At 72.7% G+C, this 16,850-nt stretch carries 12 protein-coding genes and 3 tRNA genes; 8 read left to right on the forward strand and 7 right to left on the reverse strand.

Annotation, left to right across the window (positions count from 1 at the left end):
* Positions 1-12: 12 nt before the first annotated feature.
* The 5 genes from AB4K12_RS14620 (at position 13) to AB4K12_RS14640 (ending at position 5,070) form a co-directional block, all read left to right on the forward strand.
* Complete coding sequence (locus tag AB4K12_RS14620; protein ID WP_086567539.1) at positions 13-906, forward strand: RNA polymerase sigma factor SigF; 894 nt, start codon at positions 13-15, stop codon at positions 904-906.
* A gap of 190 nt (positions 907-1,096) precedes the next feature.
* Positions 1,097-1,930 carry an RNA polymerase sigma factor SigF gene (locus AB4K12_RS14625; RefSeq protein WP_071964858.1) on the forward strand — a complete coding sequence of 278 codons (834 nt, stop codon included), beginning with the start codon at positions 1,097-1,099 and terminating at the stop codon, positions 1,928-1,930.
* A gap of 65 nt (positions 1,931-1,995) precedes the next feature.
* Positions 1,996-2,772 (forward strand): hypothetical protein, encoded by a 777-nt coding sequence (locus tag AB4K12_RS14630; RefSeq protein WP_368434635.1) that lies wholly within the window; start codon positions 1,996-1,998, stop codon positions 2,770-2,772.
* Between the two features lie 170 nt (positions 2,773-2,942).
* Complete coding sequence (locus tag AB4K12_RS14635; RefSeq protein WP_368434636.1) at positions 2,943-3,392, forward strand: MarR family winged helix-turn-helix transcriptional regulator; 450 nt, start codon at positions 2,943-2,945, stop codon at positions 3,390-3,392.
* A 25-nt stretch (positions 3,393-3,417) separates the two neighbouring features.
* Positions 3,418-5,070 carry an MDR family MFS transporter gene (locus AB4K12_RS14640; protein WP_368434637.1) on the forward strand — a complete coding sequence of 551 codons (1,653 nt, stop codon included), beginning with the start codon at positions 3,418-3,420 and terminating at the stop codon, positions 5,068-5,070.
* A 437-nt stretch (positions 5,071-5,507) separates the two neighbouring features.
* Here AB4K12_RS14640 and AB4K12_RS14645 read toward each other — a convergent pair whose 3' ends face one another.
* From AB4K12_RS14645 to AB4K12_RS14655, 3 genes are all read right to left on the reverse strand, one after another.
* Positions 5,508-6,263: a TetR/AcrR family transcriptional regulator gene (locus AB4K12_RS14645; RefSeq protein WP_368434638.1), complete on the reverse strand. Its 756-nt coding sequence runs from the start codon at positions 6,261-6,263 to the stop codon at positions 5,508-5,510.
* Positions 6,264-6,611: 348 nt separating this feature from the next.
* Positions 6,612-8,117, reverse strand: coding sequence for an MFS transporter (locus AB4K12_RS14650; protein WP_368434639.1), 1,506 nt, complete (start codon positions 8,115-8,117; stop codon positions 6,612-6,614).
* A gap of 83 nt (positions 8,118-8,200) precedes the next feature.
* Entirely contained in the window at positions 8,201-8,974 is a 774-nt protein-coding gene (locus tag AB4K12_RS14655; RefSeq protein WP_368434640.1) for a response regulator transcription factor, read from the reverse strand.
* A 174-nt stretch (positions 8,975-9,148) separates the two neighbouring features.
* On the opposite strand from AB4K12_RS14655, the gene AB4K12_RS14660 reads away from it, so the two are divergent.
* Entirely contained in the window at positions 9,149-10,027 is an 879-nt protein-coding gene (locus AB4K12_RS14660) for a TIGR03620 family F420-dependent LLM class oxidoreductase (RefSeq protein WP_368434641.1), read from the forward strand.
* 46 nt (positions 10,028-10,073) lie between these two features.
* Here the strand turns inward: AB4K12_RS14660 and AB4K12_RS14665 are convergent, their stop codons facing one another.
* The 4 genes from AB4K12_RS14665 to AB4K12_RS14680 all read right to left on the reverse strand — a co-directional run bounded on the left by AB4K12_RS14665 (position 10,074) and on the right by AB4K12_RS14680 (position 11,482).
* Complete coding sequence (locus AB4K12_RS14665; RefSeq protein ID WP_368434642.1) at positions 10,074-10,949, reverse strand: amidohydrolase family protein; 876 nt, start codon at positions 10,947-10,949, stop codon at positions 10,074-10,076.
* 61 nt (positions 10,950-11,010) lie between these two features.
* Positions 11,011-11,084 (reverse strand) — tRNA-Met (locus AB4K12_RS14670).
* Between the two features lie 29 nt (positions 11,085-11,113).
* Positions 11,114-11,186 (reverse strand) — tRNA-Arg (locus AB4K12_RS14675).
* Positions 11,187-11,391: 205 nt separating this feature from the next.
* Positions 11,392-11,482 (reverse strand) — tRNA-Ser (locus AB4K12_RS14680).
* 219 nt (positions 11,483-11,701) lie between these two features.
* On the opposite strand from AB4K12_RS14680, the gene AB4K12_RS14685 reads away from it, so the two are divergent.
* Together AB4K12_RS14685 and AB4K12_RS14690 are read left to right on the forward strand one after the other, a co-directional pair.
* Positions 11,702-12,175 (forward strand): SSI family serine proteinase inhibitor, encoded by a 474-nt coding sequence (locus tag AB4K12_RS14685; protein ID WP_368434643.1) that lies wholly within the window; start codon positions 11,702-11,704, stop codon positions 12,173-12,175.
* A 213-nt stretch (positions 12,176-12,388) separates the two neighbouring features.
* Positions 12,389-16,792: a PAS domain-containing protein gene (locus tag AB4K12_RS14690; RefSeq protein ID WP_368434644.1), complete on the forward strand. Its 4,404-nt coding sequence runs from the start codon at positions 12,389-12,391 to the stop codon at positions 16,790-16,792.
* Positions 16,793-16,850 lie beyond the last annotated feature (58 nt).

A 16,850-nucleotide genomic window follows, 5' to 3' on the forward strand; every position in this document is an offset into this window, starting at 1 on the left:
GGGGTGGTGACCGTGCCGGCCCGTACAGCGCCCGAAGCCCCCCTCCGGAGCGACAACCCCACCGACGAACCGCACCGGACCGACGACGCCGAGGAGCCCGGCGACGGCGACCTCGCCGGGGCCGCCGCGCGCAGCCGCGAGAGCCGCGGCGCGGACGCCCGGGCCCTGACGCAGGTGCTCTTCAAGGAGTTCGCCGCGCTCGAGCCCGGCACGCCCGAGCACGCCCGCGTGCGCGCCGCCCTGATCGAAGCCAACCTCCCCCTCGTGCGGTACGCCGCGGCGCGTTTTCGCAGCCGCAACGAGCCGATGGAGGACGTGGTCCAGGTCGGCACCATCGGACTCATCAACGCCATCGACCGCTTCGACCCCGACCGCGGGGTGCAGTTCCCCACCTTCGCCATGCCGACGGTCGTCGGGGAGATCAAGCGGTACTTCCGCGACAACGTCCGCACCGTGCACGTCCCGCGCCGCCTCCACGAGCTGTGGGTGCAGGTCAACGGCGCCACCGAGGACCTCACCGTGCTGCACGGCCGGTCCCCGACCACCGCCGAGATCGCCGACCGCCTCAAGATCGCCGAGGAAGAGGTGCTGGCCTGCATCGAGGCCGGCCGCTCGTACCACGCGACCTCCCTCGAGGCCGCCCAGGAGGGCGACGGCCTGCCCGGACTGCTCGACCGGCTCGGCTACGAGGACCCCGCGCTCGCGGGCGTCGAGCACCGCGATCTCGTGCGCCACCTGCTCGTACAGCTGCCGGAGCGGGAACAGCGCATCCTGCTGCTGCGCTACTACAGCAATCTGACGCAGTCGCAGATCAGCGCCGAGCTGGGGGTGTCGCAGATGCATGTGTCCCGGCTACTCTCACGAAGCTTCGCCCGGCTGCGCTCCGCAAATCGAATCGAGGCGTAACCCTCCCGGGTGACCCTCCCCCCGGTGCCATGGGGAAGATAAGTCGACTTGACGCTACAGCGTGTTGCCGACATGTGACATTCTGCAGGAACTGCGTTTGCCACAGCGCAGCCTCCGGTATTCAGGTGGAGGCTGAACCCCCTCACCCGAGAGGGTTGCTGTGACCCGTCCGCGACCTCAAGGGGGTGGCATGTCCGTAGACCTGGGCAGCGCGAAGGTGCTCGCCAACGACGCACCGCACGCCGTGCTCGACGACTGCGAAGCCATCGACACCCGCACCCTCTCCCGCTCCCTGTTCCTGCGGCTGGCCACGCTCGAGCGGGACAGCGCCGAACGCACGTACGTCCGCGACACCCTCATCGAGCTCAACCTCCCCCTCGTGCGCTACGCCGCGGCCCGCTTCCGCAGCCGCAACGAACCCATGGAGGACATCGTCCAGGTCGGCACCATCGGCCTGATCAAGGCGATCGACCGGTTCGACTGCGAACGGGGCGTGGAATTCCCGACCTTCGCGATGCCCACCGTCGTCGGCGAGATCAAACGCTTCTTCCGCGACACCAGCTGGTCCGTGCGCGTGCCGCGCCGGCTGCAGGAGCTGCGCCTGGCCCTCACCAAGGCCAGCGACGAGCTCGCCCAGAAGCTCGACCGCTCCCCCACCGTCCCGGAACTCGCCCTGTGCCTGGGCGTGTCCGAGGAGGACGTGGTCGACGGCCTCGCCGTCGGCAACGCCTACACCGCCAGCTCCCTGGACTCGCCCTCCCCCGAGGACGACGGCGGCGAGGGCTCGCTCGCCGACCGCCTCGGCTACGAGGACACCGCCCTGGAAGGCGTGGAGTACCGCGAGTCGCTCAAGCCGCTGCTGGCCAAGCTGCCGCCGCGCGAACGGCAGATCATCATGCTGCGCTTCTTCGCCAACATGACGCAGTCGCAGATCGGCGAGGAGGTCGGCATCTCGCAGATGCACGTCTCCCGGCTGCTCACGCGCACGCTGGCGCAGCTGCGCGAGGGACTCATCGCGGACTGAGCGGGCGCGGAGCACATCGGCCCGGAAGCATGTACAGCTGACATACCGTCAGCGACACTGGGCCGATGCGACGGAAGACGCTCGCCCGCGCCACGGCGCTCTGCGCGCTCGCTCTGAGCGCGTCGCTCACGGGCTGCGGCGGCGGCGAACGCGACGGATACGTCGCCACGGGGGCCGCCGGACGCGGCGCGCACGGCCCGGGCCCGGTGCCGCCGAAAGGCGGCGTGGAGCTCGTCCCCCTCCAGGGCGCGACGCCGACGCCCCCACCCGCGCGAAGCCCGGCCTCCTCTCCCACGCCGGCGAACGGCACGAACGGTACGAGCGCCACGCACAGCCCCCGCCCGGCCCCCGCCACGAGCGAGGCCCCGGCCACCCCGAGCGGCAGCGGCGGCATCCCACCCACGCGCCCGCCGCGCCCCTCGCCCCCTGCCGCGCGACCGCCGGCCCCGGGCCACGCCACACCGCCCTCCCCGCCGTCACACCCCTCGCGCCCCACGCCGCCCTCCCCGTCCTCGCGACCCACGCCCGCGCCCGGGCCCGCCGTGCTCGGCGTGAGCGAGCCGCGTCGCGAGCCCGCCGAGGACCGCTGGTGCGAGCGGGTCACCCTCACCTTCACCAACACCGGCGGCAGCCCCGTGACCGGCGGCACCGTCACCCTGGGCACCCATATCGTCGACCTCTTCGGCATCGACTGGTGGACGGTCTCCTCCGCCCACGCCCTCCCGGCGCCGATCCGCCCCGGCGAGTCCGTGGAGGGGACCTGGACGGTGTGCGCCGACGCCTGGCGCGTACCGCCGGGGCTGCGCGTGGAGACTCGCGACGTGGCCGTCGACTGGGTCTGACCGGGCCCGACCGTGTCTGACTGGGGCCCTGACCTGCTGCTTTACGGCCAGGCAAGCAACCTTTGAGCCTTCCTTTACCCGATTTGCGCATTATTCGTTTGCCTTCAGCAACCAATCAATCCTATGGTTGCCTCAAGCAACCTAACTCCGGAATCGAGGAGCCGAAGCCGGTGGCGGCACAGGAACAGTACGAAGAGCTGGCCAAGCAACTCAGCGCCATCGGCGCGGTCAAGCGCGGCCTGGGCCGCGCCCTGCCGCACGACTGCCCACCCGCCACGGCCGCGCTCCTCGCCCTGCTCAAGCAGCACGGCGACATGCGCATGAGCCGGCTCGGCGAGCTGATGGGCATCGACGCCTCGGTCACCAGCCGGCACGTCGCCCACGCCGCCGACCGCGGCTGGATCGACCGGCAGCCCGACCCGCTGGACAAGCGGTCGCGGCAGCTGAGCCTGACCCCCAGCGGCACCGAGAAGCTGCGCGAAGTGGGCGGGCGCTACACCGACGCCCTCGCCACCTGCCTGCGGGACTGGTCCGACGACGACATCGGCCAGCTCATCGACCTGATGAAGCGACTCCGCGAGAGCTTCGGCGAATGCCGGATCCCCCGTACATCTGCCTGAAAACCCGAGCAAGAAAAGGAAGTCCATGGCCAAGTCCACACCAGCAGGTGTGCGGGACGCCGCCGACGCCGACGCGAAGGCGCCCGCCGGCGCGCCCATGACGCACCGTCAGATAATGGAGGCGCTCTCCGGACTGCTGCTGGGCATGTTCGTGGCGATCCTGTCCTCGACGATCGTCTCCAACGCCCTGCCCGAGATCATCCACGACCTCCACGGCAGCCAGTCCTCCTACACCTGGGTCGTCACCGCCTCGCTGCTCGCGATGACCGCCTCCACCCCGCTGTGGGGCAAGCTCTCCGACCTCTTCAGCAAGAAGCTGCTGGTCCAGCTGGCCCTCGTGATCTACGTTGCCGGCTCCGTCGTCGCCGGCCTGTCGCAGAACACCGGCATGCTGATCGCCTGCCGCGTCGTGCAGGGCATCGGCGTCGGCGGCCTCTCCGCCCTCGCCCAGATCGTCATGGCCGCCATGATCTCCCCGCGTGAGCGCGGCCGTTACAGCGGCTACCTCGGCGCGACCTTCGCCGTCGCCACCGTCGGCGGCCCCCTCCTCGGCGGCGTCATCACCGACACCGACTGGCTCGGCTGGCGCTGGTGCTTCTACGTCGGCGTGCCGTTCGCGATCATCGCGCTCATCGTGCTGCAGAAGACCCTCAAGCTCCCGGTCGTCAAGCGCAAGGTCAAGGTCGACTGGCTGGGCGCGTTCTTCATCACCGCCGCCGTCACCCTGCTGCTGATCTGGGTCACCCGGGCCGGCAAGGGCAAGGACTACGACTGGCTCTCCTGGCAGACCGCCGTCATGGTCAGCGGCTCCGTCCTCCTCGGCGCGCTCTTCATCCTCACCGAGGCCAAGGCCGCCGAACCGATCATCCCGCTGCGGCTGTTCCGCAACAAGACCATCGCCCTCTCCTCGCTCGCCAGCCTCTTCGTCGGCGTCGCGATGTTCGCGGGCACCGTCTTCTTCTCCCAGTACTTCCAGCTCGCCCGCGGCGAGTCGCCGACCATGTCCGGCGTCCTCACCATCCCGATGATCGCCGGCCTGTTCGTCTCCTCCACCGTCTCCGGCCAGATCATCACCAAGACCGGCCGCTGGAAGGCCTGGCTGCTCAGCGGCGGCGTGCTGCTCACCGCCGGCCTCGGGCTCCTCGGCACCATGCGCTACGACACCGCGTACTGGCACCTGGCCCTCTTCATGGCCCTCACCGGCCTCGGCATCGGCATGATGATGCAGAACCTCGTGCTCGCCGCGCAGAACCAGGTCGAGCCCAAGGACCTCGGCGCCGCCAGCTCCGTCGTCACCTTCTTCCGCTCCCTCGGCGGTGCGGTCGGCGTCTCCGCGCTCGGCGCGGTCCTCGCCACGCGAGTCCCCGACTACGTCAAGGACGGCATCACCGCCCTCGGGCCGAAGGCCGCGGCCGCCATGGGCCACGGCGGTACGGGCGGAGGCGGCATCCCCGACCTCGACGCGATGCCCGCGCCCATCCGGACCGTCGTGGAGAGCGCTTACGGGCACGCCGTCGGCGACGTCTTCCTCTACGCGGCGCCGTGCGCGCTGATCGCGTTCATCGTGACCCTCTTCATCAAGGAGGTCGCGCTGAAGTCCAACGCGGACGGGGGGCCGAAGGCCGCCACGTCCACCGAGGCGCCCTCGGGCACCGAGCCGGCCCGGCAGGCCGGCTGACCCACCGAACCCCGGCCGACGGGGGGCGCGCCACGAGCGGAACGCGCCCTGCGGCGGCCGGTGGCCCCGGACCTGAACGGCATGAACGGTCCGTGGGCCTTGGCCCCGGCAGTGGTCCGCACGTCATATGAGGCAGGGGACGGCCTCGGTGCGGAGCGGTGCCGGGGCCGTTGTCTTGTGCCGTTGTCTTGTGCGGGTGGGTTGGGGGGCGGGGCCGGGGTGGGATGGGCCGGGCCCTTACGGGACTGGATTATTTACGGCCCGGAGCCGTTCCCCGGAGATGGTTGGCCCGTACGTGGGCCGCAAATAACCCTGACGTCCCTCTCAGGGCCCGGCCCACCCCACCCCGGCCCCTCCGGTCGGATCCCGTCCGCGGGTGGTCCCTCAACAGCGCAGCCCCACGCGCCTTCGGCGCGTGGGGCTGCGGCTGGGGGACTTCAGCGGGCCTGCATGGCCTCCATGCCGGCGATCATCATGTCCAGGGCGTAGGTGAAGTCCTGGTCCCGGATCGTGGCGATGGACTCGGTGCCGCGTGCCTCCACCAGTTCGGCCGCTTCCTTGTACTGCTTCGAGAACTCGGGCCGCTCGGCGATCACGCCCATGACCTGCTTGAGGTAGTCCTCCTCGCTCACCCCGGCCGCGCGGCAACGCTCCCGGTAGAGCACTTCGATCGTCGCGAAGCCGTAGACGAACTGGAAGACGGCGTTGAGCGCGCCCGTCACCCCGCGATCGTCCAGCCCCATGCGCCGCATCACCGCCAGCGCGGCTTCGGAGAAGGCCATCGAGTGAGGGCCGATGTTGAGGTACTGGCCCACCAGCTGGGCGACCCAGGGGTGGGCGACGAGCATCTTGCGGTATTCGGTCGCCAGCTCACGCACCTGATCGCGCCAGTCGGCACTCTCGTCGGACACGTCGGGGACGCTCATGCCTGCGGACGCCTGGTCCATCGCCAGCTCGAGGAGGTCGTCCTTGTTGTCGACGTACCAGTACACCGACATGGCCGTCACCCCGAGCTCCGCCGCCAGCCGGCGCATCGAGAACTTCGCCAGCCCGTCGGTATCGAGCATCCGGACGGTGGTGGCGACGATCCGATCCCGGTCGAGCCCCCCGACCTCCGCCCCCTTGCGCTTCGGAGCCTTCCCCTGCCCCTCACCGGCCAGCCACACGCTGGTGGTCCGCAGGCTGCTTGCCATGGATTTCTCACTTTCCGACGCCTGTGGATGTGGCGGATGTAGCGGTGCGGTGTATGCGATCGAAAGAGATGCTAGACGGGGCCGGCCGCCCCAGCGCCCGGCCGATGATCCGGCCAGAGGCCCATTTCCCCTCCCTCCCCCGGACGGGGCCGCAGACGGAATCCGGCCGGAGGGGCCGGGGTGGGATGGGCCGGGCCCTGAGAGGGACGTCAGGGTTATTTGCGGCCCACGTACGGGCCAACCATCACGTCAGAGGGCTCCGGGCCGTAAATAATCCAGTCCCGTAAGGGCCCGGCCCATCCCACCCCGGCCCCACCCCCGACGAACCCCGCCCCACGACAACCCCCGTCAGCGATCCCGCCGCTCCGCCCTCCACAGCAGCACCGCCGCCACCACACCGCCGGCCATGACGGCCCCGGCCCCCACCAGCTGACTGGCCTGCACCCCGGAAGCGAACGCCTCCGAGATCGACGACCGCTCCTCCTCCGACCCCGCCCGCGCCAGCGCCTCCGGCAGGGATCCGGCCCCCGCCGCCACGGCCGGCAGCAGTGCCGCGAAGCGGGAGTTGAGCACGGCGCCCAGTACGGCCACGCCGAGACCGTTGCCGCATTCCTGCAGCGTGCCGTTGACGCCGGCGCCGACGCCCGCCTTCTCCGGCGGTATCGCGGACATGACGGCGGTGGCCATGGCGGGCATGGACAGGGCGATGCCGATGCCCATGAGGACCAGGCCGAGCAGCATTCCGTTGTAGCCGTGGGCGCCGAGCACGGCGATCGCGGCGAGGCCGGCCGCCAGCAGTCCCATGCCGCCGGCGATGGCGACGGGCGTACCGATCTTCGGCAGCAGGCGGGCGCCCACGCCGGTGAAGTTGAGGACGACGATGACGAGCGCCAGCGGGGTCATGCGCAGGCCGGTCTCGAGCGGGTCGTAGTGGAGCACGAGCTGCAGGTGCTGGCCGAGCAGGAAGAAGGAGCCGCCCATGCCGAAGGCGACGAGGATGCCGCCGGAGACGGCGCCGACGAACCGGCTGTTGCGGAAGAAGTGCATGTCCAGCATGGGGTACGGGCAGCGCCGCTCCCACAGGGCGAAGAGGGCCAGCGTGACCACGCCCACGGCGGCGGAACCCAGCACCCGACCGGAGGTCCACCCGTGGCCGGGGCCGGAGATGATCGCGAAGACGACGCCGGTCATGCCGATCGTGGACAGGAGCGCGCCGAGCAGGTCGGGGCGGTCGCCGGTGGGGTTCTTGGACTCGGGCACCCACTTGAGCACGGCCAGCAGGCCGAGGACCGCGACCGGCAGGTTGATGAGGAAGATCGAGCCCCACCAGTAGTGGTTGAGCAGGGCGCCGCCGATGAGGGGTCCGGCCGCGAAGCCGAGTGCGCTGACCGCGCCCCACAGACCGATGGCCTTGGTGCGCTCCTCGTCGTCGAAGACCTGGACGACGACGGCCAGCGTGGTGGTCATCAGCAGGGCGCCGCCGACGCCCATGCCCGCTCGGGCGGCGATGAGCTGGCCGGCGGTCTGGGAGAGCGCCGCGGCCAGCGAGCCGATGCCGAAGAGGGCGAGGCCGGTGGCGAGGAGCTTCTTGCGTCCGTAGCGGTCGGCGGCGCTGCCGGCGGTGAGCAGGAGGCCGGCCTGCACCAGCGAATACGCGTTGATCATCCACTGGATGTCGGCGGTCGCGGCGCCCAGGTCCTCGGTGAGGGAGGGGATCGCGACGGTCAGGACGGTGTTGTCCAGCAGGACGGTGAGCTGGGCCAGGCAGATGACCGCGAGGACCAGCCACCGGGTGGGAAGCCGGTGGTCGTCGCCTGCAGTGGCGGGTGGTGAGTCGGTGGTCGTCGCAGCCATGGGAGCCCCCCTTGTACGGTGTACGTCTGATGCGTTGTACACCGTACAAGACTCCCTCTACGCCGTACAAGTAAATTTCGGCGTCACTCTCCTCCGGCCGGTTTGATGAGGTATCCGGCCCCGCGCCGGGTGTGGATCATCGGCGGGCGGCCGGCGTCGATCTTCCGGCGGAGGTAGGAGATGTAGAGCTCGACGATGTTGGCCCGGCCGCCGAAGTCGTAGGACCAGACCCGGTCGAGGATGAGCGGCTTGCTGAGCACCCGGCGCGGATTGCGCATGAGGAAGCGCAGGAGCTCGAACTCGGTGGCGGTCAGGTGGATCTCCCTGCCTCCCCGGGAGGCCTCGCGGCTGTCCTCGTCCAGGACGAGGTCGCCGACGGTCAGGACGGCCCCGCCGCGCGGCGCCGCCGTCCGCGACCTGCGCAGCAGACCGCGCAGCCGGGCGACGACCTCGTCGGCTCCGAACGGCTTGACGACGCAGTCGTCGCCCCCGGCGGTGAGCCCGGCGGCGGCACGGACCTCCCCGGGGCCCCCGCCGGAACTCCCCCCGGCGAGGAAGAGCACCGGCACACCCGGCAGTTCCCCCCGCAGCCGCCCGAGCGCGGCCGCGCCGTCCGCGCCGTCCGGGCCGGGCGTCCGCGCGCCCACGACAGCGGCGTCCAGGACGACGGCGTCCGGCCGGAAGTCACGGGCGATACGGATCGCTTCGGCGCCGTCGGCGGCCGTACGCACCTGCCAGCCCTCGGAGCACAGGGCGTGGGAGAGCCGTTCGGCCGGCACGGCTTCGTCGTCGACGACCAGGACGCGGACGGCGGCCGTGTCGTCGTGCGGCAGCGCGGCAGGAACGTGCGGCAGCACGGCAGGAACGTGCGGCGACTGGGGACGACGCCCGTGGGCCGGCCGGGTACGCCCGTGAGGCGTGGCGGTGGTCATGCCGCGATAGTGGGCGGGAAGGCTGAGAGCGCTCTTTCGGCATCCTGTGAAACGCCTGAGAATCGGAATAACCGGAAGCGACCTCCGATTGGAGTGACCATGGATCTCTCTTCCGACCTCGGCACGATCGGTATCTGGAGCGCAGGCCTCCACTCGGACGACCCCCACCTGCGGGGCGAAATCGGCGAGGCGGCCGCCGAATTGGAGGAGCTCGGCTTCTCGGCCCTGTGGATCGGTGGCAGCCCCGGCCTCGCCGCGGCCGCGCACGTCCTCGAGGCGACGCGGCGCGTCGCCGTGGGCACCAGCATCCTGAGCATCTGGGACCACGAGGCGGCCGACGTCGCCGCGGGGTACGCCGCCCTCGCGCCCTCGGCGCGCGAGCGCCTCGTCCTCGGACTCGGCGTCAGCCACACCGCGCTCACCCCGCGCTACGCCCGCCCGTACTCCGCCATGCGCGACTACCTGACGGCTCTGGACGACGCGCCCGTGCCCGTGCCCGCCGAGCAGCGCGTACTGGCCGCCCTCGGCCCCAAGATGGCCGGCCTCGCCCGGGACCGCGCGGCCGGGGCGATCCCCTACCTGGTCACCACGGACCACACCGCGCGCACCCGGGAGCTGGTGGGCGACGACGCCTTCCTCGCCCCCGAGGTGAACGTCGTCCTCGACACCGACCTCGGCCGCGCCCGCGACACCGCCCGCAGCTTCCTCGCCCTCTACCTCGCCCTGCCGAACTACACCAACAACCTTCTGCGTCTCGGCTTCGCCGAGGACGACTTCAAGGACAACGGCAGCGACCGCCTGGTCGACGCGCTCTTCGCCCTCGGCGACGAGCAGCGCATCCGGGACCGGATGGACGAGTACGTGGCCGCGGGCGCCGATCACCTGGCGGTGCAGGTGGTCGTCCCGCAGGGGAAGGAGCGGATCCGCTCCCTGGCGCGGCCGCAGTGGCGCGAGCTGGCGCAGATCCTGCCGCTCTGACGGGCGGCGGAGTCAGGGTCCGGGCCGGCTCACCGCCCGGGCCGGATCACAGCCCGAACAGCCGCGCGGCGTTGTCGTGGCACACGCCGCGCAGCCATGCCTCGTCCTGCCCCAGCCGCGTCAGGGACTCGAGCGCGTGCGCGTAGCCGTACGGGATGTTCGGGAAGTCGCTGCCGAAGAGGATGCGGTCCCCCAGCGCCGCCAGGCGCCCCCGTTCCGCCGGCGGGAACGGCGCGATCCGCTCGGAGAAGTCCGTGAACGCCATCGTCGTGTCGAGGTGCACGCCGGGATGACGCTCGGCCAGGTCCAGGAAGTCGGTGTACTCCGGCATTCCCATGTGGGCGATCACCAGCCGCAGCCGCGGGTGCCGGGCCAGTACGCGGGCCACCGGAGCGGGCCCGGTGTGCTTTCCGGGCACGGGGCCGGAGCCGCAGTGGATGACGACGGGCGTCCCGGCGTCCTCGAGCGTGCCCCACACGTCGTCCAGCAGCGCGTCCTCGGGGTCGTACGCGCCCACCTGCACATGCGACTTGAAGATCCGCGCCCCGGCGTCCAGCGCCCGGCGCACGTAGCCCGCGGCCTCCGGCTCGGGGAAGAAGGTCGCGGTGTGCAGGCAGTCGGGCGTACGGGAGGCGAAGTCCGCCGCCCAGCCGTTGAGCCAGGCGGCCATCCCGGGCTTGTGGGGGTAGATCATCGAGGTGAAGGCCCGCACGCCGAAGCCACGCAGTATGCCGAGCCGCTCGAGCTCCGCGTGCCGGTAGGTGATCGGCCAGGGCCGGCCGATCAGGGGCCCGGCGGCGTCGAAGTACGCCCAGACCTTGTCGAGCACCCGCTCGGGCATGAAGTGCGTATGGACGTCGATCAGGCCCGGCAGGCCCAGAGCCCTCCGGAAGGCCAGGATCCCGTCGTCGCTCACCCGCATGCCTCCCGCGCCGGAAACGCCACAGGCCCGGTACCTTGTGGTACCGGGCCTGTGGTTCTAGTAGCGGGGACAGGATTTGAACCTGCGACCTCTGGGTTATGAGCCCAGCGAGCTACCGAGCTGCTCCACCCCGCGACGGTCGGAAGTCCGAGGACTTCCGGCTGTGCGCTCGGCAGGATTCGAACCTGCAACCTCTTGATCCGTAGTCAAGTGCTCTATCCGTTAAGCTACGAGCGCTCGGCTTTCCGGCGTTTTTCCTTGCCGGTCGGCGTTGCGTGGACAACATTACATGACCTGCGCCGCGAGACGAAATCCATTCGCCACACCCTCCCTGACCTGCGAAAACGACCAAGAGAAGATCGTTCACGGCGCTCCGGGGACGCCCTCGCGAGGGCGGGAACGCAAAAGCCCCGGTCGTATCGCTACGACCGGGGCCCGGCTGCGGAGGCGGAGGGATTTGAACCCTCGATGGGATTTAAGTCCCAAACCGCATTAGCAGTGCGGCGCCATAGACCGGACTAGGCGACGCCTCCAGCACACCCGCGCGAGCGCGAGTGTTGCGTGCAGATGATGACACAGCCTTGCGGCTTCTCACCAATCGCAGCCTACGGTACCGGCCCTCGGGTGCCTCGGGCAAAGGCGTTCGCGGCGCGCAACGCGGGGCGCTCCGGAGCGTTAGTTCGGAAGAAGGGCTCCGCCGGCGCTTCCGGCGCTCCCTCCGCCCCGTACCGCCGCACCCCAGGAGCTTTCGCATGTCACTCCGCAGCCTCGCCCTCGCAGCAGCGCTGGCCCCGGCGCTCCTCGCCGTGCCCGCCGCCTCGGCCGCCCCGCTCCCGCTCGGCGGTGCGGAGGCGCTGGAGACCGGCGGCGACCACCTCACGATCACCGTCTCGGGCAGCGGCGGCCACGACCGTACGTACGAGCTGTACTGCCACCCGGCCGGCGGCACCCATCCGCACCCCCAGCAGGCCTGCGACCAGCTCGACACCCAGACCAAATGGGGCAAGGACCTCTTCGCGCCCGTGCCGGAGGACGCGAACTGCACCCAGATCTACGGCGGCGACGAGCAGGCCCATGTCAGGGGAACGTGGGCCGGGCGCCCCGTGAACGCCGACTTCAACAAGAGGAACGGCTGCGAGATGGCCCGGTGGGACCGTTTCTCCACTGTGTTCGCACAGTCGAAGGGCTCGCCGAAGAAAACGTCCGCGGAGAGTGGTCGGAGCTGACCGTCAGGTCGCCACGAAGGTGGACACGAGGGGCATGTCCGGCCTGCCCGAGACGCCCTGGAGAGGCCCGGCGGAGGGTGTCGCCACACCCGTCATCCGCAGTAGCGCCCGTATCGGCAGCCCGTAGACTTCCCCTCAATGACACGCCGAGGGGCGGTGCAAACCCGCCCCAAGCGGTCGGCAAAGTGCAGTAACCAGGGAGGAAGCGTCGTCGTGAGCAGCAGGCCATCCCGAGGCGCTGCTCGCCTCGCAGCCATACTCGACGCCCTGCCCGACGCGCTGTTGCTCGTCAACTGCAACGGCACGGTCGTCAACGCCAACCACATCGCGCTCGAGACGTTCGAGGTGCCCGGCACCGGGCTCGTCGGGCGCGGTCTGCTCGATCTGCTGCCGGAGTTCGACTCGCGGCGCATCCCCGGTGGGCTGCGGCTGCGGGACAACCCGGACGGCGGGCGCACCCGGCCCACCCGGATGATCGCCCGGCGCACGGACGGCACCCAGTTCCCCGTCGAGGTCACCAGCGCCAACCTCGACGGCCGCACCCCCTACGCCGAGCCGAGCGCCTCCTACGACGACGAGCTGCTGATGCTCGTGGTCCGCGACCTGACCGGCACGCTCGACACCGAGGCCGAACTGGCCCGTTCGCAGCGCCAGACCGAGATGATCCTGCGCGCGGCGGCCGAGGGCGTCGTCGGCGTCGACACCGCCGGCAAGGTCGTCCTCGTCAACCCCTCCGCCGCGCAGATCCTCGGCTACCGCGCGAGCGACCTCGGCGGCCGTGAACTGCACGCCCTCATCCATCACTCCCGCGGGGACGGCACACCCTTCCCGTACGAGGAGTCGCCGATCGCCGACACCCTGCGCTCCGGCCGCAAGCACCGGGTCCGCGGCCAGGTGCTGTGGGCCAAGGACGGCCGCGCGGTGCCGGTCGACCTGACCACCGCGCCCGTGCGCGACGGCGATCAGCTCGTCGGCGCGGTGATGACGTTCACCGACCGCCGCCCCTACGACGCCCTGGCCGCGCGCCACGCGCAGCTGGTGGCCATGCTGGACGAGTCGCTGCGCGGGCCACTGGACCAACTGCGCGCCGAGCTGGGCACCCTGGCCGACGACCCGGCCGGGCAGCTGTGGCCCGAGGCCAACCAGATCCTTCACCACTTGGCCGCCGGTTATGCCCGGATGACCACTCTTGTCGACAATGTGCTGGCCTATCAGCGTCTGGACGCGGGCGAGGACAAGCTCGCGCGGGAGAAGGTCGCGCTCGACGAGGTCGTGGCGGCCGGCGTCGAGGGCGCCGTCGAGCTGATCGGACCCGGGCGCGCCCAGTTCGCCGTGCACGCCCCGGCGATCGAGGCCGACGTGGACCCCGAGCGGTTCGCCCAGGCGCTCGCGCACCTGATCGCGGACGTGGCCGGGGTCGACTCCACGGGTTCCACTTCGGCCTCCGCTTCCGCCGCCGCGGCCGGTTCGGGCTCCGGTTCCGTCTCCGGCGACTCGACGATCGTGGTCGCGGCCGCGCAGCGCGGCGAGGTCGTACGCATCGAGGTGCGCGGCCCCTTCCCGGGCGGCGACCCCGTGCACGGCCCCCTGGTGCGCGGCATCGTCCGCCGGCACGGCGGCGTGCTGCAGACCCACGACCTGCCGGGCGCGTCGGGCGGCAAGGCGTACGTGCTCGAGGTCCCGGTCTCGGCGGACGCGGGCCCCGTCCCCCCGTCCGCCGAGCGGCGCGGGCCGGACACCGAGAACCTGACCACCGTCATGCCGATGCCCACCCAGCGGGGCCGCGGCACCAGCCCCGTCGACCCGGCGCCCGAGCCCGCCCGCCCCCAGGGCGGCGGCCGCCGCGCCCGCCGTCCCGAGGCGCCGGGCGGCGCGGAGGCGGGTGTCGGTGGCGGTGCGGGCGCTGGCGCTGGCGCTGGTGGCAGTGCCGGTGCCGGTACGGAGGGCGCGGCCACGACGGCCGGCACGCCTTCGGGCCCGCACGCGGGAACGAACGGTGCAGGTATCCCGTCCGGCCCGCACGCGGGGACCAACGGCATGGGTATGCCGTCCGGCACGCACGCGGGAACGAACGGCGTGGGCATGCCGACGGGCCCGCACGCGGGGACCAACGGCGTAGGTATCCCGTCGGACGCGCACGCGCCGGGGACGAACAGCACGGGCACGCCGACGGGCCCGCACCCGGGGACCAACGGAACGGGCATCCCGTCCGGCACGCACGCGGGGACCAACGGCGTGGGCATGCCCGCCGCTGCCGCCGGTACCGACGCCTCCCCGGGCGCGGCCCCGGTCGCGGCACCGCAGCCCACCGGGCGCCGACGGGGGCCGGCCCGCCCCGAGGAGGAGCCCACCGACGACGCGCGGGGCGGCCGTACGGGGACCGGCCTGGTGCCGCCGCAGGCCACCGGGACCGCGCCCACCGGCCGTCGGGCCCGCCGCGAGGCCGCGTCGACCGCCGCGCCCGAGGGCGCCGAGGCGCAGCGCACCGCGTTCGCGCTGCCCCCGGCCGACGCCGACCGGGCCGCCGGCACGCCCGCCGACTCCGGCCGTCCGACGGGTCGCCGCGCGCGCCGCGCGCTGGCCGAGGCGGAGCACCCGCACCAGATCCCCGGCCAGGCGACCGACGAACCGTCCATGCCGCGTACCCCGTTCGCCATGCCCTCCGCGGACAGCGACCGCAAGGCGTCGCCGGACGGCCCCGCCGAGGCTCAGCCCGCCGTTCCGGTTGCGGTTCCGCCGCAGGGCGCGGGCACGGGTTCGCCCGCGGACACGGCCAAGGGCACCGGTGCGGAGGCGGCCGACGGATACGGCCCGGACGGCACCCCGGTGACACCGGGCGCCCCCGGCGCCCCGTCCCCCGCGACTCCCGGCCTCACGGCCCCGGTTCCGGGTGCCGCCGGCCCGTACGGCCCGCAGGGCCCCGGGCGGGAGAGCACCTCCCCGGCCACGACCGCCCCGGAGCAGAACGGCCCGGGCACCCCCGGTCCGTACAGCCGGCACGCCCCCCGCCCAGAGAGCAGCGGCCCGGCCGCGGCCGCCGTTCCCGGCGCGCTTGCGGGCCAGGCCGGCCCCGGCACGACCAGTCGTCAGAGCCCGGACGTCGGCCCCGCCGCGACGCCCGCCCCCGGCGGACCCGCCGGTCAGGGCGGCTCGGACGCCCCCACCGGTCCCGCCGCCGCAGGCGGCCAGGGCGGCCCGGGTGCGCCGGCTCCGTTCGCCCTGCACGGCCCCCGGCCGGAGGGCGGCCCCGCCGGTCAGGCGCCCGGTGCGCGACCCGCCGGGGACGGTTCGCCGAGCGGCGGCGCGCCCACGGGCCAGGGCCGGGCCGACGCGACCGCAAGCGCCACGCCCGCGCACGGCACGCCGGTCCCGCGCACGGAGCCGGCGGGCGACAACGCGTCGAACGCCGCCGGCGGCGGCCAGGGCGCACCCGAGACCGAGAGCGCCCAGGCGCAGGCCGCCGACGTGCCCACCGGGCGCCGCCGGGCGCGCCGCGCGCTCGCCGAGGAACCCGGCGCGGCCGCACCGGCGGCGGGAGCGGCCGAGGGGCCGCGCCCGATCAGCGTGCGCGCGCTGGGGCAGCGGCCCGGGGCGAGCGACACCCCGCCCGGCGGGACGCCGACCTCCGGTTCCGGTCGGCGCCGGAAGCTGGCCAACCCCGCCGAGGGGGAGCGCGAGGCCCAGGCGCAGGCTCAAGCGGCGGCGGCAGCCGGCCCCGCGCGCCCGCAACCCCACTCGCATCCGCACCCGCAGCCGTCGCTCGGGGCGCCCGAGGTCCGTGCGTTCGCCATAGGAGCACCGGACGAGGGCGCGGAGGGGCCGGAGCCGCTCGACGGGCCGAACAGCGCGGTCGAGGTCGTGGAGGCCGTGCGTCCGCCGATGGACGACGAGTTGCCGCCCGAGCCGCTCGACAATCCGCGCCGGCTGCTCGTGTGGCCCGCGCCGGACGAGTCCACGGAGAAGGCGCTGACCGAACGCGGCTACCGCCCGGTGATCGTGCAGTCGCGCGAGGAGGTGGACGAGCAGATCTCCGCGTACCCGGCGGCGCTGTTCGTCGACCCGCTGACCGGTCCGATCACACGGGCCGCGCTGCGGTCGCTGCGCGAGGCGGCGGGCGCGGCCGAGGTGCCGGTCCTGCTGGCGGCGGGGCTGGGGCACGCCACGCGGGAGGCGGCGTACGGCGCCGACCCGGCGCTGCTGCTGAAGGCGCTGGCGCCGCGCGACAGCGAGATGCACCCGCCGCGCGTGCTGCTGGTCGAGGAGCACGAGCCGATCGCGAACGCCCTGACCGCGACCCTGGAGCGGCACGGCATGCACGTGGTGTGCGGGGCGACGGACTCCGAGGCGGTGACGCTCGCCGCGCAGACCAGCCCGAACCTGGTGGTCATGGACCTGATGCAGGTGCGCCGCCGCCGCGCGGGCATCGTCGACTGGCTGCGCGGCAACGGCGCGCTGAGCCGTACGCCGCTGGTCGTCTACACCTCCGCCGACATCGACCCGTCCCAGCTCCCGCGCCTGGCGTCGGGCGAGACGGTGCTGTTCCTGGCGGAGCGTTCGACGAGCGCGGAGGTGCAGGGCCGGATCGTGGACCTGCTGGCGAAGATCGGCACGAACTGATCGGTACGAACTGATCGGTACGAACTGATCGGTACGAACTGATCGGTACGAACCGATT

The sequence above is a fragment of the Streptomyces sp. C36 genome, from assembly GCF_040932295.1.
Lineage (GTDB): Bacteria > Actinomycetota > Actinomycetes > Streptomycetales > Streptomycetaceae > Streptomyces > Streptomyces triculaminicus.